The 26,771-nt window shown below is 69.4% G+C and carries 19 protein-coding genes; 6 read left to right on the top strand and 13 right to left on the bottom strand.

Going from position 1 to position 26,771, the window contains the following annotated elements; all coding sequences use genetic code 11:
* Positions 1-21: 21 nt before the first annotated feature.
* Positions 22-1,599 (bottom strand): lysine--tRNA ligase, encoded by a 1,578-nt coding sequence (locus tag KUV62_RS05455; protein WP_222602665.1) that lies wholly within the window; start codon positions 1,597-1,599, stop codon positions 22-24.
* A gap of 151 nt (positions 1,600-1,750) precedes the next feature.
* On the opposite strand from KUV62_RS05455, the gene KUV62_RS05450 reads away from it, so the two are divergent.
* Complete coding sequence (locus KUV62_RS05450; protein WP_222602664.1) at positions 1,751-2,176, top strand: tellurite resistance TerB family protein; 426 nt, start codon at positions 1,751-1,753, stop codon at positions 2,174-2,176.
* Positions 2,177-2,769: 593 nt separating this feature from the next.
* Positions 2,770-3,744, top strand: a complete 975-nt coding sequence (argC, locus tag KUV62_RS05445) for an N-acetyl-gamma-glutamyl-phosphate reductase (RefSeq protein WP_222602663.1) — start codon at positions 2,770-2,772, stop codon at positions 3,742-3,744.
* Positions 3,745-3,815: 71 nt separating this feature from the next.
* On the opposite strand, the gene KUV62_RS05440 is transcribed toward argC, so the two are convergent.
* The gene (locus KUV62_RS05440) at positions 3,816-5,333 is read right to left on the bottom strand and encodes a DUF2125 domain-containing protein (RefSeq protein ID WP_222602662.1); all 1,518 of its coding nucleotides are present in this window, start codon (positions 5,331-5,333) and stop codon (positions 3,816-3,818) included.
* Between the two features lie 134 nt (positions 5,334-5,467).
* On the opposite strand from KUV62_RS05440, the gene KUV62_RS05435 reads away from it, so the two are divergent.
* From KUV62_RS05435 to KUV62_RS05425, 3 genes are read left to right on the top strand one after another with little or no spacing between them, the layout of a single operon-like run.
* The gene (locus KUV62_RS05435) at positions 5,468-6,217 is read left to right on the top strand and encodes an SDR family oxidoreductase (protein ID WP_222602661.1); all 750 of its coding nucleotides are present in this window, start codon (positions 5,468-5,470) and stop codon (positions 6,215-6,217) included.
* The gene (locus KUV62_RS05430) at positions 6,214-6,822 is read left to right on the top strand and encodes an enoyl-CoA hydratase/isomerase family protein (protein WP_222602660.1); all 609 of its coding nucleotides are present in this window, start codon (positions 6,214-6,216) and stop codon (positions 6,820-6,822) included. The genes KUV62_RS05435 and KUV62_RS05430 overlap by 4 nt, the downstream gene beginning before the upstream one ends.
* Positions 6,823-6,837: 15 nt before the next feature.
* On the top strand, positions 6,838-7,497 hold the full coding sequence (locus tag KUV62_RS05425; protein ID WP_222602659.1) for an SOS response-associated peptidase: 660 nt from the start codon (positions 6,838-6,840) through the stop codon (positions 7,495-7,497).
* A gap of 9 nt (positions 7,498-7,506) precedes the next feature.
* Here KUV62_RS05425 and KUV62_RS05420 read toward each other — a convergent pair whose 3' ends face one another.
* The 8 genes from KUV62_RS05420 to KUV62_RS05385 all read right to left on the bottom strand — a co-directional run bounded on the left by KUV62_RS05420 (position 7,507) and on the right by KUV62_RS05385 (position 20,648).
* Positions 7,507-7,878: a hypothetical protein gene (locus KUV62_RS05420; RefSeq protein ID WP_222602658.1), complete on the bottom strand. Its 372-nt coding sequence runs from the start codon at positions 7,876-7,878 to the stop codon at positions 7,507-7,509.
* A 135-nt stretch (positions 7,879-8,013) separates the two neighbouring features.
* Entirely contained in the window at positions 8,014-9,090 is a 1,077-nt protein-coding gene (locus KUV62_RS05415) for a methylglyoxal synthase (RefSeq protein WP_222602657.1), read from the bottom strand.
* 98 nt (positions 9,091-9,188) lie between these two features.
* Positions 9,189-9,542, bottom strand: a complete 354-nt coding sequence (locus KUV62_RS05410) for a RidA family protein (RefSeq protein ID WP_222602656.1) — start codon at positions 9,540-9,542, stop codon at positions 9,189-9,191.
* A 21-nt stretch (positions 9,543-9,563) separates the two neighbouring features.
* Positions 9,564-11,357, bottom strand: coding sequence for a gamma-glutamyltransferase family protein (locus KUV62_RS05405; protein WP_222602655.1), 1,794 nt, complete (start codon positions 11,355-11,357; stop codon positions 9,564-9,566).
* A 12-nt stretch (positions 11,358-11,369) separates the two neighbouring features.
* Positions 11,370-12,542, bottom strand: coding sequence for a M24 family metallopeptidase (locus KUV62_RS05400; RefSeq protein WP_261395331.1), 1,173 nt, complete (start codon positions 12,540-12,542; stop codon positions 11,370-11,372).
* A 117-nt stretch (positions 12,543-12,659) separates the two neighbouring features.
* Positions 12,660-14,678 (bottom strand): penicillin-binding protein 1C, encoded by a 2,019-nt coding sequence (gene pbpC, locus KUV62_RS05395; RefSeq protein ID WP_222602653.1) that lies wholly within the window; start codon positions 14,676-14,678, stop codon positions 12,660-12,662.
* Positions 14,671-15,222 carry a putative glycolipid-binding domain-containing protein gene (locus KUV62_RS05390; protein ID WP_222602652.1) on the bottom strand — a complete coding sequence of 184 codons (552 nt, stop codon included), beginning with the start codon at positions 15,220-15,222 and terminating at the stop codon, positions 14,671-14,673. Before KUV62_RS05390 ends, pbpC begins: the two co-directional genes overlap by 8 nt.
* Complete coding sequence (locus tag KUV62_RS05385; RefSeq protein ID WP_222602651.1) at positions 15,219-20,648, bottom strand: alpha-2-macroglobulin family protein; 5,430 nt, start codon at positions 20,646-20,648, stop codon at positions 15,219-15,221. The genes KUV62_RS05390 and KUV62_RS05385 overlap by 4 nt, the downstream gene beginning before the upstream one ends.
* Before the next feature lie 138 nt (positions 20,649-20,786).
* Here KUV62_RS05385 and KUV62_RS05380 point away from each other — a divergent pair, with 138 nt between their 5' ends.
* Positions 20,787-23,354 carry a response regulator gene (locus tag KUV62_RS05380; RefSeq protein ID WP_222602650.1) on the top strand — a complete coding sequence of 856 codons (2,568 nt, stop codon included), beginning with the start codon at positions 20,787-20,789 and terminating at the stop codon, positions 23,352-23,354.
* Positions 23,355-23,455: 101 nt separating this feature from the next.
* Here the strand turns inward: KUV62_RS05380 and yaaA are convergent, their stop codons facing one another.
* The 3 genes from yaaA to KUV62_RS05365 form a co-directional block, all read right to left on the bottom strand.
* Positions 23,456-24,226, bottom strand: coding sequence for a peroxide stress protein YaaA (gene yaaA / locus KUV62_RS05375; protein WP_222602649.1), 771 nt, complete (start codon positions 24,224-24,226; stop codon positions 23,456-23,458).
* 81 nt (positions 24,227-24,307) lie between these two features.
* Positions 24,308-26,362, bottom strand: a complete 2,055-nt coding sequence (recQ, locus tag KUV62_RS05370) for a DNA helicase RecQ (RefSeq protein ID WP_222602648.1) — start codon at positions 26,360-26,362, stop codon at positions 24,308-24,310.
* Positions 26,363-26,452: 90 nt separating this feature from the next.
* A complete protein-coding gene (locus tag KUV62_RS05365) occupies positions 26,453-26,737 on the bottom strand; it encodes a YggT family protein (RefSeq protein ID WP_207075946.1) in 285 nt (94 codons plus the stop codon).
* Positions 26,738-26,771: the final 34 nt, after the last annotated feature.

The raw sequence follows: 26,771 nt of genomic DNA, 5'->3' as shown, positions 1-26,771 counted from the left end.
GTCAGACGGTCAAAACCGGGCTTATCCGAGCGCGCCGGCGAGGCCTTTCTCGATCAGCGCCACGGTCTCGTCGACGCCGTAAAGCGCGATGAAGCCGCCGAAGCGCGGGCCCTGGCTCTGGCCCAGCAGCACCTCGTAGAGCGCCTTGAACCAGTCGCGCAGGTTCTCGAAGCCGTGCTCCTTGCCGACCGCGAAGACCAGCGTCTGCAGCGCCTCGTCGGAGACCTCGCCATCATAGCCGCGCAACTGCGCAGCGAGGTCTTCCATCGCCGCCCGCTCCTTCTCGTCGGGCGCGCGGAACTGCTTGGTGGGCTTGACGAAATCGTCGTAGTAGCGGACCGCGAAGCCAGCCGCCTGATCCATGTCGGGATGGCTCTCCGGGCTCGCCTCGGGGGCGTAGCGGCGGATGAAGCCCCACATGGTCTCCTTGTCCTCGGCCCCGGCGGCCGAGGCGAGGTTGAGCAGCATCGAGAACGGCACCACCATCTTCGACTCGGGCACGTCGCCGCCGTGGATGTGCCACACCGGGTTGTTGAGCTGGCCCTTGGCGTCCTGACCCGGGAAGGCGCGGAGCTGCTGGTGATACTCGTCCACGGCCTTGGGGATGACATCCCACCACAGCCGCTTCGCGGTCTTGGGCTTCTGGTACATGAAGTACGACAGCGACTCGGTCGAGGCATAGGTCAGCCACTCGTCGATCGACAGGCCGTTGCCCTTCGACTTCGAGATCTTCTGGCCCTGATCGTCGAGGAACAGCTCGTAGGTGAAGTGCTCGGGCGCCCGCACACCGAGGGTCCGGCAGATGCCGTCATAGATCGGCGTGTTGGTCGAGTGGTCCTTGCCGTACATCTCGAAATCGACCTCGAGCGCCGCCCAGCGGGCGCCGAAATCGGGCTTCCACTGCAGCTTCACGTTGCCGCCAGTGACCGGCAGGGTCCATTCCTTGCCGTCATCGTCGTCGAAGGTGATCGTGCCTTCCTTGGCGTCCACGTGCTTCATCGGCACGTAGAGCACCCGGCCGCTCTCGGGATGGATCGGCAGGAAGATCGAGTACGTCGACGCCCGCTCGTCGCGCAGCGATTTCAGCATGATGGCCATCAGGTCGTCATACTTCTCGGCGCAGCGCAGCAGGATCTCGTCGAACTGGCCGGTCTTGTAGAACTCGGTCGCCGAGTAGAATTCGTACTGGAAGCCGAAAGTGTCGAGGAAGCGGCGCAGCATGGCGTTGTTGTGGTGGCCGAAGCTCTCGAACTCCTCGAACGGGTCCGGCACCGAGGTCAGCGGGCGCTGCAGGTTGGCGTGCAGCAGCTCCTGGTTCGGCACGTTTTCCGGCACCTTGCGCATGCCGTCCATGTCGTCCGAGAAGCAGATCAGACGGGTCGGGATATCGGAGATCAGCTCGAAGGCGCGGCGGATCATCGTGGTCCGCGCGACCTCGCCGAAGGTGCCGATATGCGGCAGGCCCGAAGGGCCGTAGCCGGTCTCGAACAGCACGTAGCCCTTCTCGGGCGGCTTCTTCTCGTAGCGTTTCAGGACGCGGCGCGCCTCTTCAAAGGGCCAGGCCTTCGAACTCATCGCGGCTTCGCGCAGATCAGACATCTGAAACACTCCATTGGATCGCGTGTGATTTGGCAACACGGGGGAAGGACCGCCCACGGCGACTCCGTGGCGGTTGCGCCCGCGTCCTATTGCAGACGGGGGTCGCGGTCAATAAATTGACGCCAAAGGGTCAATCGAAGAAAGAGCTGCCGTGAACGAAGCCACCCCGCACCCGCTGACGTCCCAGGATTGTCTCGTCGCCCTGATGATCGCCGTCTCGGCCTCGGACCAGAACATCCGCACCGCCGAACTCGTGAAGATCGAGTCCTCGGTGAACCTCCTGCCGATCTTCGCGGAGTATGACATCGACCGCATCCGCAACATGTCGGACCTGGTGTTCCAGCTCTTCGATCAGGAAGACGGGCTCGACGCCCTCTTCGGCCTGATCCGCGATAATCTGCCCGAGCGCCTGTTCGAGACGGCCTACGCGCTGGCCTGCGACGTGGCCGCCGCCGACGGCACCCTGCGCGAGGAAGAGCTGCGGCTGCTGGAAGAGATCCGCTACGAGCTTGATATCGACCGCCTGCACGCCGCCGCTATCGAGCGCGGCGCCCGCGCCAGGCACCTGCCCGGCTGACGGCGGCCCACCGGCGCGTCGCCCCGGCCGGGACGCGCCGACCGACCAAGGTCGCAAGACGCCAAACTTTACATAACATCCCGCATCGGGCACTCTGGAACGAGGCAATTTTCGCCGTTCGTTTCTTTCAAGTGCCTTTTGATCCGGGAGTTTCCCATGAACCGCTTTCGACTGACCCTGCTTGGCGCCGCCATCCTGTGCCTTCTGCCCATCCTCGGCGCCGCCGGTATCACGGCCAGATCCCTGGTAGGGTTCTGAGCGCAAAAATGCCGGGCCGCTCCTGCCGCGCATCTTGCCGCGCGCGCCCCGGCCCAAATAAGCGAACCGCACGGTCAGGCGAGATACGACTTGACCGACAGCGCTCTTGGCGACATGACCCTTGTTCATGTCCGGACACCAGACCTTCCCTGATCGACGCCGACGCCGCATCCCAGCGGCGGCTCTTCGGGCTGCGCGTCGATCCGTGACCCTCGGCATCCTCAGCGGCGCTTTCTAGCCGCCCCCGCCAGAATCCGCATCGACCCGCGTTTCGGACCCCCGCAGCCCTCGGCTTCGGGGGCGTTTTCCGTTCCCCTTCTGAAAAGGAATTTCCCATGAGCATTCGCACAGGCATCGTCGGCATCAGCGGTTTCGGCGGCGGCGAAGCGCTGCGCCTGATCGCCGGGCATCCCGCTTTCGAGCTGGTCTACGCCGCCGGAGAGAGCACCGCCGGCAGCCGGCTGGTGGAACGCTTCCCCGGCGTACCGCCGGCGCTGGCCGATCTGGTCATCGAGAGGTTCGATCCCAAGGCCCTGCCCGAGCTCGACCTGCTCTTCGCCTCGCTGCCCACCGGGCGCTCTGCCGAGGCGCTGGCCCGGGTCCCCGAGACGGTGAAGATCGTCGATATCGGCGGCGATCACCGCCATGTCGAGGGCTGGGGCTACGGCCTCGCCGATGTCTGGCCCGAGCGGATCAAGGGGCTCGGTCGGATCGCCAATCCCGGCTGCTTCCCGGTCGCGACGCTGAACGCGCTGGCACCTCTGCTGGCGGCCGGGCTGATCGCCACCGACAACATCATCATCGATGCCAAGACCGGGATTTCCGGCGCCGGGCGCGGTGGGAGCAGCAGCTTCGGCTACGCGGAAAGCAACGAGAACCTGCAGCCCTATGGACTGCTCCGCCATGTCCACATGCCCGAGATGGAGACCGCCATCGCGCAGCTTGGCGGCGCGAGCGCCGCAGGGCTGGTTTTCACGCCGCATCTGGTGCCGATGACCCGCGGGCTGCTGGTGACGATCTATGCCCGCGGCAGCGCCACCACCGAAGCCTGCCTCGACGCGGCTCGGCGCTTCTACGCCGACCGGCCCTTCGTGCGGGTCACCGAACAGCCGCCACAGACCAAGTGGGCCAGCGGCTCAAACCTCAGCTTCGTCAGCTACGCAGCCGACCCGGCGCGCAACCTCATCATCGCGCTCGGCGCGGTGGACAATCTCGGCAAGGGCGCGGCCGGGCAGGCGGTGCAGAACGCCAACCTGATCTGCGGCCTGCCGGAGACCGCGGGGCTCGAGGGCGCGCCGGTCTGGCCCTGACCCGAGCCGCCCTGAATGAAAGGGGCCGGCCCGCACAACGGGCCGGCCCTCGGACCTGAGCGTCTCGGCGCTTACTTGATGCGCTGGCCGTTGGCGAAGACCTGGCCCTGCTCATTGACCTCGATGGTCGAGCTCATCGTGTCGGGTGCCGATCCGGGCACCGCGAACATGCTCATCATCATCCGCGCGCCCATCGCATCCTGCTCGCGGACCAGCCCCATCTGGATCAGCTTGTCGATCAGCCCGTTCGCCCCGCTCACCTGCAGGTTCAGCGCCCCCTCGGGACGCGGCAGGCCGTCGAAGCTCTCCAGATCGTCATTGTCGAAGGTGAAGTCTCCGTCACCGACGATCTGAGCGCCCGCCGCCGCAATGGTGAGGTTGTTGAGCGTCAGCGCGTTCAGCTCGCCGGGAGGCGTCTCACCGCCCAGCGCCTCGATCTGCGCCGGATCGAGCAGATCGACCGTCGGCGTCACCTTGGCCGCGAGGTCGAGCAGCACCGTGGCCGGATCGCGCGGCAGGACGCCCATCGGATCGAAGAGCGACCAGACCTCGTCGCTGGCGGTGAAGCCGGCCATGGTCAGCTGCGCCTTCGCATCGACCGGCTCTTCGGACGCGCCTACCGGCATGGTCAGCCCGAGGCGCATCTCGTCCATCTCGGCCGCGATCGGGAACGGCATCTCGGGCGAGCTCAGGGTGACGTTCATTCCCAGCCCGCGCAGGTCATAGGTGAGCGCATCCTGCGACATCGCCAGCGTCAGGCTGCCGCCCTGGCTCGAGGTCTCGCCGGAGGAGGTCTGATCGTCTTCGGTGACCGAGAAGCGCGATTGGCCGGCGGTGTAGCGCATCTCGGCATCGATCGTCATGCCACTGCGCAGCATCGCGCTCATGTCCGCCGCGTCCATCGCCTCGGGCACCACCGTGGTGCTGTCGGTGCTGACCCCGGTCAGCATTCCCGCCAGAAGCCCCGCGCCGGTGTCGTCGCTGCCGGTCAGGTCGTAGCTCAGCTCGCCGACGGTGAACGACTGGCGCACCCGCCGCATGCCGTCTTCGAGCGAGACCTGGGTTTCGCCGTCGAGCGGCGCGGCGCTGATCTGCACCGCCACTTTGTCGCGCGGGATAACCTCGCCGTCGACCACCAGTTCGCTCAGCACCAGCGCCATCGACGCGGCGCTGTAGACGTAGGTCATGTCGCCGGGATCACCGGCAATCACCATCTCCATGTCCTGCAGCGTGTAATCGATCACCGCCTCGGCCTCTTCGCCCCCGGTCGGTGCGACGGTGATCGTCAGCGGCATCGTGGTCGGCATGTCGAGCGCCACCGTGCCGTCGCCCTGATCGCGGAGGACCATCTCCTCGAGCTGGAAGCGCATCTCGCCGTCGTCTTCCGGGAAGGTCATCGTCACCGTCATGTCGGTGAGGGTCAGCGCGTCGCCCGCCCGGCTTTCCTCGGCGCTCACGGAGTAGCCGAAGCCCGCGAGATAGGCCTGCAGATCCGACCAGACCTGATCCGGCGTCACGTCGGCCCAGGCAGGCGGGGCGGCGAGCAGCGCCGCGCTCGTGGCGGCGGCGGCAAGATTGGAGACACGCATGGATCAACCCTTTCGTTCGAGATCGTCTAATCAATGTAGCCTACTTCGGCACCGGCGTCCGTGCGGTCAAGAGGCTGGACCGGGGGTATTCCAGCCTTTACCAATGAGTGGAATCGGAAAACACGAGGCATCCCATGGATCTGACAGGGAAAACCGCCCTGATCACCGGCGCCAGCCGCGGCATCGGCGCGGCTGCGGCCAAGGCCTTTGCCGAGGCCGGCGCCAATGTCGCCCTAGTGGCGCGAAGCCGCGACGCCATCGCCGAACTGGCCGGCGAGATCGGCCCCAAGGCCGTCGCCATCCCCTGCGAGATCTCGCGTTACTGGGAGGTCGAGCAGGCGGTGGAAAACTGCCACACCGCCTTCGGGTCGCTCGACATCGTGATCAACAATGCCGGCGTGATCGAGCCCATCGCGCCGCTGGCAGAGGCAGATCCCGAGAGCTGGGGCGCGCTCATCGACATCAACGTGAAAGGCGTCTTCCACGGCATGCGCGCGGCGCTGCCGGGGATGTTGGCTTCGGGCGGCGGCACCATCCTGACCATCGGCTCGGGCGCGGCGCAGCGCCCGCTCGAGGGCTGGTCGGCCTATTGCACCTCGAAGGCCGCCGCGCTGATGATCACCCGCGCCACCGACGAGGAATACCGCGCCCGCGGCGTCCGCTCGATCTCGCTCTCGCCCGGTACCGTGGCGACCGAGATGCAGCGCACCATCAAGGCCAGCGGCGTCAACGCGGTCAGCCAGCTCGACTGGTCCGATCACATCCCGCCGGAATGGGTCGCCAAGACGCTGCTGTGGATGTGCGGCCCGGAGGCCGACGGCTTCCTCGGCGGCGAGGTCTCGCTGCGCGATGAAGAGATCCGCCGCAAGGTGGGCCTGATATGATCTCGCTCGAGAAGGACGGCGGCTACTGGATCGCGGTGATCGACCGGCCCGACAAGGCCAACTCGCTGACCCCCGAAATGCTCGAACGGCTCTGCGAGATCGCCGAGGCCGCGCGCGACGCGCATGTGCTGGTGCTGACCGGGGTCGGCAAGGTGTTCTCCGCCGGGGCCGATCTCGAAGCCGCCCGCGCGGGCCTCGCCACCTCGCCGCTCTGGGAGCGGCTCTCGGGCGCCATCGCGCGGCTGCCGGGGCTGACCATCTGCGCCCTGAACGGCACGCTGGCGGGCGGCGCGATGGGCATGGCGCTGGCCTGCGACCTGCGCATCGCGGTGCCGACCGCCAAGTTCTTCTACCCGGTGATGAAGCTGGGCTTCCTGCCCCAGCCCTCCGATCCGGCGCGGCTCACTGCGCTGGTGGGGCCGGCGCGGGCCAAGATGATCCTGATGGCCGGGCAGAAGATCCCCGCCGAGGAGGCGTTGGCCTGGGGGCTGATCGATCGCATCGTCGCGCCAGACGCGCTTCTGGTCGAGGCCCGTGCGCTGGCCGCCGACGCGATGGGCGCCGAGCCGTCGCATTCCCGCGCCATCAAGGCGCTGATCCGCTAGGCGGGCCGGGGCGCGATGTGCGGGCGCTACGCCATCACCCTCGCCAAGGAGGCGATGGCGCAGATCTTCGAGGCGGTGCCCGGCAACGATCTGCCCGAAGTGCCGAACTTCAACGTCTGCCCGACCAACGCGGTCCACACCGTGCGCAGCAGCGACGGCACGCGCAGCCTCTCAGCGATGCGCTGGGGCTTCCTCCCGCACTGGTACAAGACGCCGGGTGACGGCCCGCTGCTGATCAATGCCCGCGCCGAGACCATCGCCGAGAAGCCCGCCTTCCGCGCCGCCTGCCGCGAGCGCCGCTGCCTGATCCCGGCCAGCGGCTTCTACGAATGGACCAAGGGCGAGGATGGCACCCGCCTGCCGTGGTACATCCAGCCCGCCGAGGGCGATGTGCTGGCCTTCGCGGGCGTCTGGCAGGACTGGGAGCGCGACGGCGAGATGCTGCGCAGCTGCGCCATCGTGACCACCGCATCCGCGGGCGAGATGACGAAGATCCATCACCGGGTGCCGGTGATCATCGCGGCCGATGACTGGGCGCTGTGGCTGGGAGAGGAAGGGCGCGGCGCGGCCACGCTGATGCAGCCCGCCCCCGAGGGCGCGCTGCGCTTTCACCGGGTCGATACGGCAGTGAACTCTAACCGCGCCAGCGGCCCGCAGCTCATCCGGCCGATCTGAGACCTGCGGTCAGTTGCTGGCGTGGTTCGGCTCGCTGTTGCGCTCGAGCTCGAGCGGCGGCGCGGCGGCGTATTCGATCACGCCCTCCGCGAGGCTCTCTTCCGCGACGCTGTCAACGAAGGTCCGGGTCATGCCCTCGGTCACCTCGAGCACGTATTGATCGCCCGGCTGCAGCACGCCGGTGTCCCAGCTTGCATCGGTGGCGGTGGCCGACATCGGCACGATGGAGCTGTTCTCGAAGATCACGGTATCGCCGACGACCGGGTAGACATGGCTCGGGAAATACCCCTGCCCCATCAGCAGGACCGAATGTTCTTCCGCCTGAAGCGGCGCAGCGAAAAGGCCCAGCGTCAGGGCCAAAAGACCGGTTTTGCGCAGCATGAGACCACTCCTTCAAACAGCACAACTCGGCCCCCACCGCTTTGCTAAAGGCAGCGTTAAGAGAAGATTGCGGCGACAGTTGGGCGTTTCGCGCCAAAGCCCCGGAGCCGCTGGCCGTCCAGCCGCGGCAGGCTGTCACCCCTGCGGCGAGACCAGCAGGGCCGTAGCGATCATGTCGGCGGCGGAGGGCCCGAGCGCCAAGGGGGTGTCATGCAGCACGGCGAGACGGGTGAGCGCCTGCAGGTCGGCCTCGCCGCCATGCGGCACGGTGGGATCGGCGAAGAAGATCACTGCGTCGAGTTCGCCGGTGGCGATCATCGCGCCGAGCTGCTGGTCGCCGCCGCGCGAGCCGCGTTGCAGCCGGCGCAGGCTGAGCTGCGGCGCGGCCTCGGCGATCATCTGCCCGGTGCCGCCGGTGCAGACCAGCCGGTGGCCCTCGAGCGCCGCGGCATGGCGCGACACCCAGGCCCGCAGATGCGCCTTGCGGGTGTCATGCGCGGCCAGAGCGATGCGTCGGGGCGCGGTGGAGCGCATCCGGGCCCGGGTGGTGAAGCCGAGGATGGCGCGGACCTGCGCGGCAAAGCCCGGCCCCTCCGCCGGGAAGGCGCCAGCAAGCGCCGCGGTGCCCACGGTGAAGCCAGCAGCGCCCGCTTCGGCGGCGGCGGTGATGCGGGTTTCGCTGTCGATGCTGCCCGCCATGATCACCGGCTTGCCGATGGCGCCGCAGACCGCCCGCATCAGCTCCGGCACGTCGCCGGCGAAGCGGTAGGCCAGGAGGTCGAGCCCGTGCACATGCTCGAGATCCGCCAGCCGTTTCGCGGAGTCGACGATGGCCTCGACCGGCCCTTCGAGCACGCTCGGATGGCCGGTGATGCTGCCGCAGAACGGATAATAGCGCAGCGGGTGATCGCGGGTCACGGTGGTGACCGCCTGCGGCCGGGTGCCGCCGAGCAGGCAGTCGACATCGAGATCCACCGCGGCGCGGGCCGAGGCCAGCTCACTCTCCTCGTCGAGGCTCACCACCTCGAGATAGGAGCGCCCGCCGGCGGCGCGGATGGCCTCCGCCAGCCCCTTCAACTCGGAGAACGGCAGGCCGACATCCTTGAAGCCGATATTGCGCACGCCGCCCTCGAGCGCCTCGTCGATCCGCGCCCGGGCGTCGGGGATCGTGCGGTCGTTCTCGGTGAGCATCAGGATGAAGTCGAACGCCATGCAGGGGCTCCGTCAGGTGGGGGAGGATTTCTCGTGACGGTAGAGCGCGCGGCCCCCGGGACCAAGCGCCAATCGCTTTTCTCCTGCCCTCGCGATGATCAGAGCGCCGCGACCACCACGATCTCGACGCGGTGCCCCGCCGCCAGTCCGGTCTCGACACAGGCGCGCTGCGGCCAGTGCTGCGGGTCGTCGCCGATCCAGTCGCACCAGGCGCGGTCCATCTCGTCCTTGCTGGCGATGTCGGTGACGTAGATCGTGGCGTTGAGGATGCGGGTCTTGTCGGTGCCCATTTCCGCAAGGATCTCGTCGATCCGCGCCAGCGTGCTGGCCGTCTGGTCATATACGTCGTCGGTCTCGACCTGGGTGGTCGCCACCGCCCAGCCCATGCCGTTGAAGGCGGTGCCGGAATTGCGCCCCTTGTAGGGGCCGCGTACGCGGGTGATCTCGCTCATCTCTCGTCCTCTCTGCAAAACTCAGCGTCCGATGGCATAGGCCTGCATCAGCCGCGGCGTCGCCGCCGCCTGCAAGAGCCCGTCGGGATGGCGCAGCGCCGCGGTCAGGCGCCCGACGCTGTTGGGCGCGGCGACGGCCACATCATGCCCGCGCGCTTTCAGCCCCTCGATGACCTGCGCGCCGATGGTCTCCTCGATCATCATTCGCCCCGGCTTGGCCTCGCGCGGGTAGAACGACGCTTGGAAATGCTGCGAATGGAACAGCGGCGCGTCGATGCCCTGCTGCAGGTCGAAGCCGTGATGCACGAAGCGCAGGAACCACACCAGCTGCCACTGGTCCTGCTGGTCGCCGCCGGGCGTGCCGAAGGAGAGCCGCTCACCTCTCGGGCCGTAGGCGATGGAAGGCGTCAGCGTGGTGCGCGGACGTGCGCGCGGCGTCAGCGAGGAGGGTAGCCCCTCGTCGAGCCAGAACATCTGCGCCCGGCTGTTGAGCGGGAACCCGAGGCCCGGCACCACCGGGCTCGACTGAAGCCAGCCGCCCGAGGGCGTGGCCGAGACCATGTTGCCCCAGCGGTCGATGATGTCGAGATGCACCGTGTCGCCCTTGCGGTCGGTCAGGTGCGCCATGGTGGGCTCTCCGGTGGCCGGGTCTTCCATCACCTCGATGCACCGCGCGGCGCGGGCAATGGCGGCGTCGGCCAGCGCCTCGTGGCCCGGGATCCGGCCCGGGCGCTGCTCCTGCGAGGCCCGCTCGGTGATCAGCGCGGCGCGCTCGCGGCCATATTCCTCGGACAGCAGGGTCTCGAGCGGGATGTCGTAGTGATCGGGGTCGCCGTAATAGGCCTCGCGGTCGGCCCAGGCGAGCTTGATCGCCTCGATGACAGTGTGGGCGAACTCCTCGCCCAGCGGATCCATCGCGGAAAGGTCGAAATTCTTGAGGATCTGCAGCGCCTGCAGCAGCACCGGCCCCTGCCCCCACGGGCCGGTCTTGCAGATCGTCCAGCCGTGGTAGTCGATGCTGGCGGGGGCCTCGCAACTCGCTTCCCACCCGGCCAGATCCTCGCGGGTGAGCAAGGCGCCGTGGCGCTCGCCGCTCACGTCCATCACCTTGGCATCCTTCAGATACTCGGCGATGGCATCGGCCACGAAGCCGTCGCGCCATTCGGCGCGGGCGGCGTCGATCCGGGCCTCGCGCGTCTCGCCTTGCGCGGCCTCGACCAGCCGCGTGTAGGTGGCGGCGAGATCGGGGTTGCGGAACAGCGCCAGCGCCTCGGGTGCACGCCCCTCCGGGCACCAGACCGCGTGCGAGCTTGGCCATTGCGCCGCGAAGAAGCGCTCGAGCCCGGCGATGGCCCCGGCCACCGAGGCCAGCATCGGGTGGCCGTCGGAGAGGTAGCCGATGGCCGGCTCCAGCACCTCGGAAAGCTCCATGCTGCCATGATCGCGCAGCAGGAGCAGCCAGCCGTCAAAGGCGCCGGGCACCACGGTGGCGAGCAAGCCCGAGCCGGGGATCAGCCCCTCGATGCCCTGCGCCTTCATCGCCTCGATGGTCGCCGCGGCAGGGGCCACCCCCTGCGCGCAGAGCACGCCAGGCGCGCTGCTCTCAGCCGAGTGGAACAGCACCGGCAAGTCGCCCGCCGGGCCGTTGAGATGCGGCTCGACCACCTGCAGGACAAACCCTGTGGCCACTGCCGCATCGAAGGCGTTGCCGCCCTTCTCGAGGATCGCCATGCCGACCGCCGAGGCGATCCAGTGCGTCGAGGCCACCATGCCGAAGGTGCCGCGGATCTCGGGGCGTGTCGTGAAGCCTGCCATCTCTGCCCTCCCTCAGGCCGTCAGAAGCTCTCGCGGGCAGTCGGCGAAGCACTGCGCCCCGCCGTCCGTCACCGCGAAGGTCTCGCTCACCACGAGGCCGTACTTGTCGAGCCAAAGCGCCGGGATGCAATGGAAGGTCATGTTCTCTTCCATCACCGTGGTGTCCCCGGCGCGCAGCGAGCAGGTCAGCTCGCCCCATGTGGGCGGGAAGCCGATGCCCACCGGATAGCCGATGCGGCTGTCCTTCTCGATGCCATGGCGGCGGATCACCGCCTCCCAGGCGTGGGCCATCTCCTGGCACTCGATGCCGGGCTTCACCACGCCCAGCGCCGCTTCGAGCCCCTCGCGGATCACCTTGGTGGTTTCGACCAGTTCGGCGGGCGGCTCGCCCACGTAGACGCAGCGCGACAGCGGCGAGTGATAGCGGTGCCGGATGCCGCCCATCTCGATATAGAAGATCTCGCCCTCCTCGAGCGGCGCGTCGGTCCAGCTCAGATGCGGGGCCGAGGCGATCTCGCCGACCATGGCATTGGGCGGCTTGCAGGGGAAGGTGCCGCCGAAGTCGGGCGTGCCGGAGGTGGTGACGCGGTAGAGCTCGGCCATCACGTCGCATTGCCGCACGCCGGGCTTGCAGAGCTGACGGGCGCTGTCCATCGCCAGCGTGGCGATCTGGCCGGCCTGCGCCATGTATTCGAGCTCGCGCGGGGACTTGACCATGCGCACGCGGTTGACCAGCAGGAAACCGTCGTCGAACTCTCCCTGCCCGAGGCCCTGCGTCAGGATGCGGTTCCACTTGGCGGTGTAGTAGTAATCGTCCTGCTCGGCGGCGATGCGGCCCTTGTCCCAGCCCTTCTCCTTCAAGAGCTCGACGAGGTAGTCCATCGGGTGCAGCTCGTCGCTGCCGACGTATTTGTCGGGATAGGGAATGACGTTCTCTTCGCTGAGATAGGCGGTGAATTTAGCGCCCACCGCGTCCATCTTGCGACCGAACCAGAACGGTTCCTCCGCGTCGACCGAGACCACCACCATCTGCGGCGTGTAGAATGACCAGCCGTCATAGCCCGTCAGGTAGAACTGGTTCGCCGGGTTCGAGACCAGCAGCACGTCGATGCCCCGGATCCGCATGGCGGCCTGCGTGCGGGCCACGCGCGCGCGGTATTCATCATGGTCGAAAAGCAGTTTCATGGGCGCCTCCGGCTGTCGGGTTGCCGGGCCAGACAACCGCGCACGGGCCGCGATGTCGACCGGTTTTTCGTTTTGGTACACATGATCCCAGCCTGAGGCCCCGGCATGGCGCGCAACTCAGCGCAGCTCGATCGAGACCCGCCCGGCCTGCCCGGTGGCGTCGATCACCGAGAGCGTGATGAAGCCCGGCCCCGCGAGCGGCGCGAGGATCTCCGGGCCGCGCAGCCGCGTGCCCAGCACCTCGCCGTCGGCCAGCAGCGTGAAGGGCGGGACGCCCCCGCGCAGCTTCACCGGCACGCCGCGCGGCTCCGCCAACAGCCGCGCCCCCTCGGGCGGGAAGGTCACCTGCAAGGACGGCGCCAGTGCCGCGCTGCCGCCGAAGCGGCGCAAGGGCGCGGGCAGCTTGGCGTTGCTCACCAGAAGCGTATCGGGTGGCGGCGCGGGCAGCGGCACCGGCTCGGCCCGCGCCCGGCCCAGCGCCTCGAAGAGCAGCGGCGCGGCCAGCTCGCCGCCGAAGGCGCCGGGCACCGGCGTGCCGTCGGGCCGCCCGATCCAGACGCCCGCCACGTAGCGCCCGTCATAGCCCAGCGCCCAGGCGTCGCGGTGGCCGTAGGAGGTGCCGGTCTTGTAGGCCACCCGCCCCGGCGGGCCGGCCTGCGGCGGCGGCGCCAGCCCCGCCAGAACGTGCCCCACCTGCCACGCCGCGCGGGGGCTCATCAGTCGCCGCGTTCCGCGCTCCTCCTCGCCCAGCCTCCAGCGCAGCTGCCGTGCCTCGCCGCCCTCGGCGAGCGCCGCGTAGAGCGTGACCATGTCCCAGAGCGACAGCCCCACCCCGCCGAGGCTCAGCGCCAGCCCCGGCTGCCCGCCGGGAAGCTGAGGCGAGAGTCCCGCGGTCTCCAGCGCCGCCATCACATGCGCCGGCCCCATGGCATCGGTCAGCCGCACGACCGGGATGTTGAGCGAGAGCTGCAGCGCCCGCGCCACCCGAAGCTCGCCACGGAACTGGCCGTCGAAATTCTGCGGCGCGTAGGTGCCGAACTGCACCGGCGTATCCGAGATCAGCGTCTCGGGATGCGCCAGCCCGCGGTCGAAGGCCAGCCCGTAGACCAGCGGCTTCAGCGTCGAGCCCGGCGAGCGCAGCGCCCGCGTCATGTCGACGAAGCCCTGCCCGCGCGTGGCGGCGTAGGAGGCGGAGCCGACGCTCGCCAACACCTCGCCGCTCCGGTGGTCGGCGACGATCAGCGCCAGCGACAGGCGGGGATCGCGGCCCTGCATGTAGGTCGTGGCGAGCCGCTCGAGGCTCTGCTGCAGGTCGCGGTCGAGGGTCAGCATGTGCCGCCCCGCACCTTCGGCGATGGCGCGGTCGGCGAGATGCGGGGCGATCTGCGGGACGGCATGGCGGCGCTTGGGCGCAGGATCGCGCAGTGCCGCGCGGGCCGTCTCGCCGTCGATCACCCCGGCGCGCACCATGCGGGCCAGAACGCGGTCGCGGGCGGCACGGGCGGCTTCGGAATGACGGTCCGGGCGGCGCGCCTCGGGCGCCTGCGGCAGTGCCACCAGCAGCGCCGCCTCGGCGGGCGTCAGCCGCCCCGGCTCCTTGCCGAACCACGCCAAAGTGGCCGCGCGCAGCCCCTCGAGATTGCCGCCATAGGGCGCGAGCCGCAGGTAGAGCTGCAGGATCTCATGCTTCTCCAGCCGCCGCTCCAGCGCCAGCGCCAGCCTCACCTGCCGCAGCTTGCCCGCCCAAGCGCCGGTTCCGCCATCCTCGAGCAGCCGCGCCACCTGCATGGTCAGCGTCGACGCGCCCGAGACGATGCGCCCCGCCTTCAGCCCCTGCCAGGCGGCGCGCAGCGAGGCCAGCGCATCAACACCCTGATGATCCTCAAACCGCTTGTCCTCGTAGGCGATCAGCATCGCGAAGAACAGCGGATCGACCCGGTCGGGCGTAAGCTCCATGCGCCAGAGCCCGTCCTCCACCGTGTAGGCCCGCAGGAGCCGCTCCTCGCGGTCGCGCACCTCCGGCGCCGTGGCATGGACCAGCACCGGCATCTCGGTCCGCACGATCCAGTCGTCGGCGGCATCGCGCCCCAGCGCCACCGCCCAGAGCAGGGCGACGAGGGCGAGGAGCCTAGGCATCGGCCTCCCAGAGCCCGGGGTAGGTCGCAATGAAACCGGTCGGGTCGACCACGAGCTGGGTGCTGAAATCGGTCTGCTCGGCGCGATAGGACACGAGATTGCCGCGCTCGCGGGTGTAGCTCTGATCGAGCGGCGAGACCTGCGGCCCAGGCAGCCGCAGCCAGGCGGCGCGGGTGGTCAGGCGGCCCACATCGGGCAGGCGGCGCAGCGGCATCAGATTGGTGGCCGGGGTGAAGGCAAAATCCACGTCCGCGCAGCCCGCGAGCTGCGGCTGGGCTTCCCCGTTGAGGCGCCACACCCCCTCCTCGCGCTCGAGCTTCAGCGCCACCTCCGCGCCACCATGGGTGCCGGTGACATCCGCCGAGCAGGTCTGCCAATCGCCATCGATCCGCACCACGTAGTCGAGCGCGGCCCAACCGGCGCCATCGCGGAAGCGCGCGTGGCCCACCAGCATGTAGCCGCCATTATGGTGCGCCAGCCGACACTTGTCTTCGCCGTCACGGTCAAGCGCGCGCCAGCGGGTGGTTGCTATGGTCTCGGTCATCGGATCTCCAGTGTTCCGGACGCGGTGGTCGCCCGGTATTCGGGGCGGTACATGTCCTCGACCAGCGCCGCCGGGTGGTGGAACGTGCCGGGCGACACCGCCCGCACGACATAGGCCAGCCGGATCGGCGCGCTGCCCGACTGGTTGACCGCCGCGAGGAAGCGGTCGGCGCGGAACTCGGCATGCTCGGTCTCGGAGGGCTCGAGCCAGTCGAGGCCGCGGATGTCGCCGGCGCGCAGCAGGTTGGGGTTGTCGATCTCGAGCCCCGCCGGCAGCGCATCATTGACCATGAGCCGCGCCCCGCCCTCCTCCGCCGGGCGCACTGTGAGCACCGCGACCATGCGGTCCCCCTGCGCGATGGGCCAAGTGACCGTCGCGCCGTCGAGAGTGAAATACTCGCGGCTGATCGCGTAGCCGTAGCCCTGCGCCTGCGTCGCCCCCTCCGGCACGCCGAGCGCGGTGACGGTGAGCGGGGTCGGGCCGGTGGCGGTGTTGGTGATCTCGGTCGGGTCGAGGGCGTCGCCGGGGATGCGCCGCAGGAACGGCCCCGCGACCGGCGTGCCGTCCACCGCGACACCGGAGGCGGCGGGGTCTGCCACCAGCGCCTGCGCCGCCATCAGCGACCACGCCTGCTCCTGCGTCGAGAGCGGACGCTCGGCCCCGGCGATGCGGGTGCTCAGCGCACCGCGATCGACAGCCCCCGAGCCCGCATCGGCGGCCAGCGTCAGCACCGCCGCAGCATCCCGCAGGGGCGAGCCGAAATCGGCGCGCCAGAGCTGCCCCTCCTCGGCCTGCGCCGACAGCCGCGCGGCGGACTTGGCAAACATCCGGTCGGCGCGGGCCTGCTCGCCATAGCTCGCCAGCGCGGCGCCAAGCTGGGCCTGCGCCAGCGGCGTGGCGAAGGCATCGGCGCGCTGGTCGGCGTAGTAGCGCAGCTCGCCGATCGCCGCCCTGCCCTCACGCGCCAGCACCATAAGCGCATAGGCGATATCCTCGCCGCCCTCGTCGAAATCCGGCGCGTAGGCGACGCGGTTGGCGAGGTTGTCGAGCGCCACGCCAAACGCCGTCTCGGGCACCTCCTGCCCGGCGGCGCGGGCGCGGCTGAGGAAATCGGACACATAGGCGTCGAGCCAGAATTCCCCCGAGCCCGCGCGCCAAAGCCCGAAGGCGCCGTTGGCATCCTGCCGGGTCAGCACCCGGGTGATGCCCTGCGCGATGCGCCTGTCGATCTGGGCCTTGTTGCCGAGACCCAGCGGCTCGGTCATCTCCGAGAGGTAGAGCAGCGGCAGGGTCTGCGAGGTCACCTGCTCGGTGCAGCCATAGGGATAGCGGTCGAGAGAGGCGAGCAGCCCGGGCACGTCGAAGCGCGCCAGCGGACCGGCGGAGACCATGATTTCTGCCCCCTCGCGCCGCAGCCCCGTAAGCGCCGCGCCGTCAAGCGTGAAGCTCTGGCCGGGATCGAGCGTGAAGCGGCGCGTGGTGCCGACCTGCGGGTCGTTGGCGCGCACGCCCAGCGTCAGCGTCTTGGTGAGGCGCGCGCCGTCGGGGGTGGTGAGCGCGAGCGTGATCTCGTGATCGCCCGCCAGATCCGCGCGCAGCGGCAGGCTGACGCGCTGCGTTTCGCCCTCGCCCAGCGTGACCTCGGCGGGCGCGTTGCCCAGCGAGACGCCGCTCGCAGTGATCTCGAGCGGCATGGCGCCCGTTGGGCCGCTGGCGTGGGTCAGCTCGAGCAGCAGCCGGGTCTCGTCGCCCGGCGCGAGGAAGCGCGGCAGCGAGGCGGTGATCACCACCGGGTCACGCACCAGCACATCCGCCTCTGCCTGCCCCACGGCGCTCTCGCTCCAGGCCACCGCCATCAGCCGCACGGTGCCGTTGAAATCCGGCATCTCGAAGCGGACCTCGGCGCGGCCCTCAGGCCCAACGGTCACGGGGCCGGAGAAGAACGCCACCAGCGTCTCGGTTGGCGGCGGCGATTGCAGACGCAGGGAGGCGTCGGCGTCGCCGCCCGAGCGGATCGCACCCATGGCGCCGCTCATGCCGTCGATCAGGCGGCCATAGAGATCACGGATCTCGACCCCCAGCCGCCTTTGTCCGAAGTAATGTGCCGAGGGGTCGGGGCTGTCGAAGCCGGTGAGGTTGAGAATGCCCAGATCCACCGCCGCGACGGTGAGATAGGCCGTCTCGCCCTCGGACACGCCCTCGATCTGCACGGCGGCGCTCAGCGGGCCGCGCGGGGCGCTCTGCGCGGGCGCGTCGAAGTTGACGGCAAGCTGGCGCGCGCCCGGGGCGATGGCGGCGTGGGCAAGGCCGAGGCTGCGCGCCGGGTTCTGCCCGGCGGCAACATCCATCGGGCGCAGCAGCTGCGCGGTGACATAGGCGCCGGCGCCCCAGTCTTCGGTGACCGGCAGCTCGATCACGCTCTCGCCCTCGGGGACCGCCACCGCCTGCATCGAGATCACCCGGTCCGCCAGCACCGTGACCAGCGCCTCGCCGGCGTGGCGCGGCACCACGCGCAGCCGCGCGGTGTCGCCCGGTGCATAGCTCTCGCGGTCGAGCGACAGCTCGAGCACGTCCGGCGTGGCGACCGCGCCCGCCGGCGCGTACCAGCCCGCCTCGAACCCCACCGACGAGGCCACATAGGCACCGCCCGTCCGTTCGACAACCAGCTCGTAGGCGCCCCAATCGAGACCCGCGCTGACCCGCAGCGGCTCGGCCCCGAGCGTGGCGGAGCCGCTGGCGATGGTGCTGCGCGTGGTCACCGGCTCCCAGTTCCAGTTGCCGTAGAGCTGGTACCACTGGTAGCGCGTCTCGACCCGGTTCACCCGCCATTCCACCTGCATCGGCACCGGCGCGAGATCCGGCCCCACCGCCTGCAACAGGAAGCTGGCCTCGGTGCCCTCGGTCAAGGTGCCGTCAAACTCCGGGCGGATGCCGATCATCGGCCCGGAGGGCGCCACGGGGCGGCTCAGCGAGCGCTCCACCGGGCGGCCCGAGCCCTCGGAGACGCGCAGCGTCACCCGCGCCTCCCGTGGCTGGCCCGCGCTGCCCTCGGGCAGCGGCAACGCCAGCTGCGCGCGGCCGTCACCGTCGCTGCGCAGGTCCGGCGGGAAGGGCTGGGTCTGCGGGTTGGCCTCGGCATCATGGCGCCCGAAGCGATAGCCCGGCAGCGCCTCAAGTGTGGTTTGCGGGATCAGCGTCAGCTCGCCCTCGATCGGAAGGTCGGCCCCGGGCGCGCCGAAGAGATAGCGCGCCTCGAGTTCAAGGAGCGGCGGCGCGGCGCGCGAGATCGGCGCCTCGGGCAGCGACAGATCGACGTCGATGCGCTCGGGCACAAAATCCTCGACCAGCAGCGTCTGCGAGGCCAGCGCCGGGGCCTCGGGGTCCGCAAAGAGCGCCAGCCGCCAGGTGCCGCGCGGCACCGAGGGCGCCAGCGGCAGGGTGAACACATGGCCGCCCGCCATGCCCTCGCTCGAGACCATGCGGGCGTGTTCCACCCCGTCGGGCCGGGTCAGCACCGCGGTCAGCGGCACGCCCTCGACCGCGCGCACCTGCGCGTCGCGCAAGAGCGCCGTGGCGTGGATCGTCTCGCCGGCTCGGTAGGCGCCACGGTCGGTGGTCAGGAAGGCGTCGAGCGGCCCGGCGGGCGCGCGCCCCTCGACACCGCGATCGGAGAGATCGAAAGCGGGATCGGTGAGCGACAGGAATGCGATGTCCTCCTCGCCGCGCGTGGCGGTGAGCAGCGCCGGGGCGGCCCCGCCAGTGCCCCGGGTGAGCCCTGAGGCGAAGCGCGCCACGCCCTCGGCATCGGTCTGCGCCGTGCCCAGCGGGCGGTTGGCGCGCGACAGCAGCGTGAGCTCGAGCCCTTCGAGCGGTGCCGCATCCGAGAGCCCACGGGCGACCACCGTCAGCCCGTCGGTCCCGGCCAGCGTGGTCAGGCCGATGTCCGAGAGCACGAACCATTGCGTTGCACCTGCCTCGTCATAGGGGTCGGCCCCCGGCACCCGCGCGGTCAGCGCGTAGATCCCCGCCGGCAGATCACCCACCACCTCGCCCATCGGCAGCCGCGTGCTCACCTCGGCGTTGAGCCGAGTCTCGAGCTCGCCGGTGCCACTCCAGATCTCCTCGGCCAGCTCGCCGGCAAAGCGCTCCTCGGCCCAGGTCGAGAGCGGACGGCCAAAGTAGTCGTCCTGCATGGCGCGGATCAGGTTGCGGTCCGAGACGCGGCGCAGGGTGAGCTCGACTTCGGACAGGTTCACCGTCTCGATCGGCAGGCCCGCATCGGCGCTCTTCGGCAGCACGTAGGCCCGGCCCGGGAAGGACAGCGAGGGCGACCGGTCGCGCAGATAGGCGGTGATCGGGACGTCGCGGATCAGCGAGTCGCCCTGCGCCGAGGGCAGGCCCGCGCGGAAGGTCATCTCGTAGCGCTCGCCATGCTGCACGCCGGTGACGCAGATGCGCCGGTCGTCCGAGACCACGGCGAGCTTGGGATCGGGCAGCCGCACGAAGGGGGCGTAATCCTGCCCGGCGCGGATCAGCTCTTCGGAGAACTCGGCACAGATCCGCGGCGCGGCGCTGTCGGCCTCGACCACGTGCTCGGTGATGCGGAAGCCGTATTGCGCGATGGCCCGGTCGAGCGCTTGGCCGATCTCGTCGCGCGGCGCCAGCCGCTCGGCCAGCCGCAGCGTCGGCACCGTCAACCGCCCCCGCCCGGTGGCCTCCAGCCCTTCGGCCATCTGCATCAGCGCGGTGGCGCGCTGCGCCTCGGGCCCGGCGCGCAGGTAGGCATTGAGCGCTGCCAGAAGCGCCCGTCGTTCGTGGGTCCGGGTCTCGCTGCCGCTGTTGCGGGCGGCGGCATAGGCGCGCGACAGCCGCGCATAGTCCAGCCAGAGCCCCGCCGCATCGGTCTGCGCCAGCGCCGCGCCGGTCCAGCTCAGCGCGTCGCGCAGATTGCCCTGCGCCTCGGCGCTGCTTGCGGCATCGCGCAGCGCCTCGACGCTCCACTGCCCGCCGGAATGCCGCAGCGCGATGGCCGCGGCCTCCTCCCGCGCCGCGCGCAGGTCGCCGGCATCAAGGAACGCCAGATCGCGCACCCGGCCCCCGGCCCGCGCCAGCGCCTCGGCTCCGGCGGCGATGACCTCGGCAGAGACCGCGCCATCATAGGGCGTGCGCTCGGTGACACCGGTCTTGGGGAAGCAGGCATTGGAGCGGGTGTTGAAGGTGAAGGCCCGGCAAGCAGGATCGCCGAGGCAGAGCGCTTCGCAGGCCTCGAGCGAGGTATCGAACAGCGCCTGCAGGTCGCCACCGAAGAAATCCGTATCGCGGCTGACGACGAGTCGGCGCTCTGGGATCGGAGCGCCACCCTCCTGTGCAGGGGATGACGTGGCGGCGCAGGCGGCCGCGGCGAGAGCGAGCATCAGCCGGCGCATGCTGCAATCTCCTCCTCAAAAGATGCCGTCATGGTGGACCCGTCCCGGCAGAATGGCAATGATTTCCGCCGTCTTCCTTAAGATGATCTTCACCAAAACCGCGCCACTCTCGCCCCGATTTGAGGAGGCGGCCCGGGCATGAGTCTCTCGGCAAGACTGGCGGAGGAACGGCGGGCGAGGCTCGCGGCAGAGCGCCTGCTCGAGCTCAAGCAGGCCGAGCTTTTTGCCGCCAATCGTAAACTCGGGAAACACGCTCGCGCCCTCAGCGACGAGATCCACGAAACCCGCGCCGAGATCACCGAGGTGCGCTCGGAGAACCGGCTGGTCAAGTCGCAGCTCGGCCTCGCGCACGAGAAGATCGAGCTCGTCGAGGGCCAGCTCTGGAAGGCGCTGCAGACCATGCGCGACGGCTTCGCGATGTACAATACCGAGGGTCTGCTCGAGCTGGCCAATCCTGCCTTTCTCGCTCCGTTCGAGGATCTGGATTCGGTCGGCCCCGGCGCCAGCTACCGGCACGTGCTCGAGATGCTGGTCGAGGAGGGCATCGTCGACCTGCAGGGCGAGCGCCGTCGCAGCTGGCTGAACCGGATGCAGGAGCGCTGGCTGCTCGATCCGATCCCGCCCGAGACGATCCGGCTCTGGACCGGCCAGTTCATCAAGATCCAGGACCGGCGCATGCCCGACGGCGGCGTGGTCTCGCTTTGCGTCAACATCACCGAGCTGATGCGCATGTGGCAGGCCATCGAAGAGCTGCCCGACGGCTTCGTGATCTACGATTCCGAAGACCGGCTGCTGATGTGCAACGAGCCCTATCGCAGGCTCTACAGCAAAAGCGCGCGCGCCATCACCCCGGGCGCCAGCTTCGAGGACATCCTGCGCTACGGCCTGTCGCAGGGCCAGTATGCCGAGGCCGAGGGCCGCGAGGAGGCCTGGCTCGAGGAGCGGCTGGCGGCGCATCGCAGCGCCGAGCAGGAGATGGAGCAGCAGCTCGGCGATGGCCGCTGGCTGCGGATCTACGAGCGGGCGCTTTCCGATGGCGGCCGGGTGGGCCTGCGCATCGACGTCACCGAGGCCAAGCACATTCAGCAGGAGCTGGTCGAGGCCAAGCGCCGTGCCGAGGAGGCGAGCCACGCGAAATCCGCCTTCCTTGCCAATATGAGCCACGAGATCCGCACCCCGATGAACGGCGTCGTGGGCATGGCCGAGCTGCTGCGCGACTCGGCCCTCAGCGACGAGCAGGCGCTCTATGTCGACACCATCCGCAACTCCGGCGAGGCGCTTCTGGTGATCATCAACGACATTCTCGACTACTCCAAGATCGAGGCCGAGCGGCTACAGCTCAAACCGGAGCCCTTCGATCTCGAGCGCACCGTGCACGAGGTGCTGCTGCTGCTGCAGCCGACGGCGCGCGAGAAAGGCCTCGAGCTGCTGGTGGATTACGACATGTTCCTGCCCACCCGCTTCATCGGCGATCCCGGCCGGGTGCGGCAGATCTTCACCAATCTCGTCGGCAACGCCATCAAGTTCACCAATGCAGGCCACGTGCTGATCCGCATCACCGGGCGCTGCGACGCGGAGGGCGCGGCGGCGGTGCATGCCACCGTCGAGGATACCGGCATCGGCATCCCGCCCGACAAGATCGAGCACATCTTCGGCGAGTTCAATCAGGTCGAGGATGACCGCAACCGCCAGTTCGAGGGCACCGGGCTCGGCCTCGCGATCACCAAGCGGCTGACCGAGCTGATGGGCGGCGAGATCTGGGTCGAGTCGGAGCCCGGTCGCGGCTCGTGCTTCGGCCTGCGGGTGGTGCTGCCGGTCGACGAGCCGGCGCAGATCGAGACGGCGGCGCTGCCGGAGAGCCTGCGCGAGGTGCTGGTGGTTGACGATCACGTGCTCAACCGCGCCATCCTGACCCGGCAGATGGAGACGGTGGGCCTGTCGGTCAGCTTCTGCAAGACCGCCGAGGAGGCGCTCGACCGGATGGACGAGCCGCCCGACCTGATCATCGCCGAGCAGGATCTGCCCGACATGAGCGGTCTCGAGCTGGCGCAGCAGCTGGCGCGCCTGCAACCCGGGCTGCCGGTGATGCTGCTCTCACCGGAGCCGCAAACGCTGACCGAAGAGGCGCAGCGCAGCGGCGTGAGTGCGGTGTTGCCCAAGCCCGCGCCGCGCCGGGCGCTGTTCGCCGCGCTCGAGGCGATCTGCGCCGAGCCGCTCGCCCCGGAGCCAGCGCCGACCGCGATGGCCGAGGGGCTGCCGACCTTCCGCAGCCGCCGCTCCGGGGCCGTGGCCGCGCCCGCCGCCACCCCGGCCCGGCCGCTCGATGTGATCCTTGCGGAAGACAACCGCACCAACCAGATGGTGTTTCGCAAGATGGCCGAAGGGCTCGGCCTGCCGCTCGAGCTGCGCCTTGCGGGCAACGGCATCGAGGCGGTCGAAGCCTATCGCGAGCGCCGGCCAGACCTGATCTTCATGGACATCTCGATGCCGCGCATGGATGGCAAGCAGGCGACGCAGGAGATCCGCGCGCTGGAGCCGCCGGGGGCGCATGTGCCGATCATCGCGGTCACCGCCCATGCAATGACCGGCGATCGCGACGGCATCCTCGAGGCCGGGCTCGACGACTACCTCACCAAACCCCTGCGCAAGCAGGAGCTTGCCCGTCTGATCGAGACATGGGCCGGTCGCGCGGCCCAGCCGCCCTAGGGCAATTCGCGCGGCTTAGCCGCTACAAGGCGGGATACGCCGGGCCCAGCCGCCCCGGGGCCGAACGCGTGGTTCAGCTGTCCCAGCGCCGGACGCGCCGCTCAGCCGCCGTAGGGGCGGACGAAGACCGGCTGGTCGGGCTGCGACAGCTCTTCGGAGAAGACGTAGCCGCCGCTGTCGAAATCGCGCAGGCTGTCGGGATCGGTGAGCCGGTGCTGGACGATGTAGCGCGCCATCGCGCCGCGCGCCTTCTTGGCGTAGAAGCTGACGATCTTCGGCTGGCCGCCCTTGTCTTCCATGAATTGCGGCGTGATCACCCGCAGCTTCAGCGCATCGCGGTCGACGGCGCCGAAATATTCCCGGCTGGCGCAGTTCACCAGCACGTCCGCGCCGGCTTTCTCGGCATCGGCATTCAGCAGCGTCGAGATCCGGTCGCCCCAGTAATCGTAGAGGTTCTTGCCGCGTTCGGTCTTCAGCCGCGACCCCATCTCGAGCCGGTATTGCTGGAAGCCGTCGCGCGGCCGCAGAACGCCGTAGAGCCCCGACAGAATGCGCAGGTGATCCTGCGCCCAATCCATCTCGTCCTTGTCCAGAGACGCTGCCTCGAGCCCCTGATAGGTGTCGCCGGCAAAGCCCAGCGCCGCCGGGCGCAGCGCATTGGCCTCGGGCGCGTCCTGAAAATCGCGAAAGCGATCGCGGTTGAGCTTGGCGAGATCGTCGGAGATCTTCATCAGCGACTTCAGGTCGTCGACGCTCAGCTCGCGCGCCACCGCCGCGAGGCGCACGGCCTCGTCCTGCAGACGCGGCTCGGTCATCGTCACGTCGCGCTCCGACCAGTCCAGCTTCTTGGCGGGGGACACCACTACCAGCATCGCACAATCTCCTTTGCCGGGCGGCGCCCGGTCTCATCCGTCATCGTCGTGATATTCGGGGAAACGAATACCGGGTCCGATCTAGTCCGCCCGGGCCAGAACGTCCAGAAAGGCCAGGCCGAAACGCTCGAAGCGCCGGTCGCCCAGCAGCCGCTCCATCGCCGCGTCGCTGTCGGGGCGGGCCTGCGCCACCTTGGCGAGCAGCGAGGCCGAGCAGGAGAGCGGTTTCTCGGTGCCGTCGATGCCGCGCACCAGATCCGCCTGTACCGCCATCAGAGTGTCGTAGAGCGAGCCCGCCTCGCGCCCGGCGAGCTTGCGCCGGGTCGGGTGCATCTCCTCGCTGGCGCCGGTGATCACCGACAGGAACTCGGCGCCGTAGCGCTCGAGCTTCTTGGCGCCGACGCCGCCGATCCGCGCCATGTCGTCTAGGCTCTGCGGCCGGGTCTCGGCCATCTCGATCAGGGTCTTGTCGGGGAAGATCATGTAGGCCGGGAGAGACGCGGTCTCGGCCAGTGCGCGGCGCTTGGCCTTGAGCGCCGAGAGCAGCGGCGCGTCTTCCTCGCTGACCAGCGTCTTGACCTGCGGCCGGCGCTCGGCGGCGCGGTCGATCACGTCGCGGCGCAGGGTGATGGACTGCTCACCCTTGAGGATCGGCAGCGCCGCGTCGGTCATCACAAGCGCGCCGTGGCGCTCGGGATCGGGGCGCACGAGGTCGAAGCCCATCATCTGCCGGAACACCGCCTGCCACTGGCCCTTCTTGAGATCGCGTCCGACCCCGAAGGTCGGCAGCTGGTCGTGGCGGCGCTGGCGCACCTTGTCGGTCTCGTTGCCGATGAGGATGTCGATCAGGTGCCCGGCGCCGAAGCTCTCGTCGGTGCGCAGTGCCGCCGACAGCGCCTTGCGCACCGCCTCGGTGCCATCGAAGAGCTCGGGCGGCTTGTCGCAGAGATCGCAATTGCCGCAAGGCTCGGAGCTTTCGCCAAAATAGCGCAGCAGCTGCTGGCGGCGGCAGCCCAGCGCCTCGGCGAGCCCCAGGAGCGCGTTGAGCCGGCCATGATCGGCGATCCGGCGCTCAGGTGGCGCCATGCCCTCGTCGATCTGGGCGCGGCGCAGGCGGATATCGTCTGCACCGTAGAGCGTCAACGTTTCGGCCGGTGCGCCGTCTCGCCCGGCGCGGCCGATCTCCTGGTAATAGGCCTCGATGGATTTCGGCAGGTCGGCATGGGCGACCCAGCGGATATCGGGCTTGTCGACCCCCATGCCGAAGGCCACCGTGGCGACCACGATCAGCCCGTCTTCCTTTGCGAAGCGTTCCTCGACGGCGCGGCGATCATCCGCTTCCATGCCGCCGTGGTAGAAGCAGGCGCTGTGCCCCTCCTGCCCCAGCGCCTGCGCCAGGCTCTCGGTCTTGGCGCGGGTGCCGCAATAGACGATGCCCGAGCGGCCCTTGCGAGCGGCGGCGAAGCGCATGATCTGGGCGCGCGGGCTGTCCTTGGGGCGGAAGGCGAGGTGGATGTTGGGCCGGTCGAAGCCGCGCAGGAAGGTCTGCGGCGTCTCGCCATCGAAGAGCCGGCGGACGATCTCTTCCTGCGTCTCCTGATCGGCGGTGGCGGTGAAGGCCGCCAGCGGCACGCCGAGGCTGCGGCGCAGCTCGCCGATGCGCAGGTAATCGGGGCGGAAATCATGGCCCCACTGGCTGACACAATGGGCCTCGTCGACGGCGATCAGGCTGACGCCCGCCTCCGCCAACATCCGCTGCGCCCCGCCCGAAGCCAGACGTTCGGGCGCGAGATACAGGAGCTTGAGCGTGCCCTGCGAGAGCATGTCCCACACCGCGTCGGTCTCTTCCTGGGTGTTGCCGGAGGTCAGCGCGCCGGCCGCGACGCCTGCCTCGCGCAGCCCGCGCACCTGATCGCGCATCAGCGCGATGAGCGGTGAGATCACCACCGTCACGCCGCCGCGCATCAGCGCGGGCAGCTGGTAGCACAGGGATTTGCCGCCGCCGGTGGGCATGATGGCGAGCACGTTCTCGCCCTGCGCCACGGCATCGACGATCTCTCCCTGTCCGGGGCGGAAGGCATCGAAGCCGAAAATCTCTTTCAGCAGCGCCTCTCCGGGCGCGGTGTCGCGGGGCATGGGCGGGACCTGCGGATTTTACGCTATATCTGCTCTATTCCGCACAGTCTCATACTAAGATTAGGTGAACAAGCCCGCCCGTGGCGGAAATCACCCGAACAGGATGGTCGGCAGGATATAGTCGCGCAGCGAGATCACGATGATGAACACGACGAGCGGCGCGAGGTCCAACGGGTGGGTGTTGGGCAGGATGCGGCGGATCGGCGTGTAGATCGGCTCGAGCAGGCGGTTGAGCCCGGTCCAGATGTTGGCGACCAGCGGCTGCCGCAGGTTGAGCACGTTGAAGTTGATCAACCAGCTCATGATGATGTGAACGATCATGATGAAGAAGATCACGTCGAGGATCAGCTTCAGCGGGCCGTAGATTGCCATCATGTGGTGTGTTTCCTTTGCCTATCCGCGCCAACAG

This window comes from Salipiger bermudensis, assembly GCF_019801965.1.
Lineage (GTDB): Bacteria > Pseudomonadota > Alphaproteobacteria > Rhodobacterales > Rhodobacteraceae > Salipiger > Salipiger bermudensis_A.
Note: the sequence above shows the minus strand (reverse complement) of the source record. Positions and strands in the feature narration are given on the sequence as shown.

Excerpts from the sequence above, each read along its gene's own strand:
- KUV62_RS05455 (WP_222602665.1), bottom strand. The coding sequence starts at position 1,599 with ATGTCTGATCTGCGCGAAGCCGCGATGAGTTCGAAGGCCTGGCCCTTT.
- argC (WP_222602663.1), top strand. The coding sequence starts at position 2,770 with ATGAGCATTCGCACAGGCATCGTCGGCATCAGCGGTTTCGGCGGCGGC.
- KUV62_RS05440 (WP_222602662.1), bottom strand. The coding sequence starts at position 5,333 with ATGCGTGTCTCCAATCTTGCCGCCGCCGCCACGAGCGCGGCGCTGCTC.
- KUV62_RS05435 (WP_222602661.1), top strand. The coding sequence starts at position 5,468 with ATGGATCTGACAGGGAAAACCGCCCTGATCACCGGCGCCAGCCGCGGC.
- KUV62_RS05430 (WP_222602660.1), top strand. The coding sequence starts at position 6,214 with ATGATCTCGCTCGAGAAGGACGGCGGCTACTGGATCGCGGTGATCGAC.
- KUV62_RS05425 (WP_222602659.1), top strand. The coding sequence starts at position 6,838 with ATGTGCGGGCGCTACGCCATCACCCTCGCCAAGGAGGCGATGGCGCAG.
- KUV62_RS05420 (WP_222602658.1), bottom strand. The coding sequence starts at position 7,878 with ATGCTGCGCAAAACCGGTCTTTTGGCCCTGACGCTGGGCCTTTTCGCT.
- KUV62_RS05415 (WP_222602657.1), bottom strand. The coding sequence starts at position 9,090 with ATGGCGTTCGACTTCATCCTGATGCTCACCGAGAACGACCGCACGATC.
- KUV62_RS05410 (WP_222602656.1), bottom strand. The coding sequence starts at position 9,542 with ATGAGCGAGATCACCCGCGTACGCGGCCCCTACAAGGGGCGCAATTCC.
- KUV62_RS05405 (WP_222602655.1), bottom strand. The coding sequence starts at position 11,357 with ATGGCAGGCTTCACGACACGCCCCGAGATCCGCGGCACCTTCGGCATG.
- KUV62_RS05400 (WP_261395331.1), bottom strand. The coding sequence starts at position 12,542 with ATGAAACTGCTTTTCGACCATGATGAATACCGCGCGCGCGTGGCCCGC.
- pbpC (WP_222602653.1), bottom strand. The coding sequence starts at position 14,678 with ATGCCTAGGCTCCTCGCCCTCGTCGCCCTGCTCTGGGCGGTGGCGCTG.
- KUV62_RS05390 (WP_222602652.1), bottom strand. The coding sequence starts at position 15,222 with ATGACCGAGACCATAGCAACCACCCGCTGGCGCGCGCTTGACCGTGAC.
- KUV62_RS05385 (WP_222602651.1), bottom strand. The coding sequence starts at position 20,648 with ATGCGCCGGCTGATGCTCGCTCTCGCCGCGGCCGCCTGCGCCGCCACG.
- KUV62_RS05380 (WP_222602650.1), top strand. The coding sequence starts at position 20,787 with ATGAGTCTCTCGGCAAGACTGGCGGAGGAACGGCGGGCGAGGCTCGCG.
- yaaA (WP_222602649.1), bottom strand. The coding sequence starts at position 24,226 with ATGCTGGTAGTGGTGTCCCCCGCCAAGAAGCTGGACTGGTCGGAGCGC.
- recQ (WP_222602648.1), bottom strand. The coding sequence starts at position 26,362 with ATGCCCCGCGACACCGCGCCCGGAGAGGCGCTGCTGAAAGAGATTTTC.
- KUV62_RS05365 (WP_207075946.1), bottom strand. The coding sequence starts at position 26,737 with ATGATGGCAATCTACGGCCCGCTGAAGCTGATCCTCGACGTGATCTTC.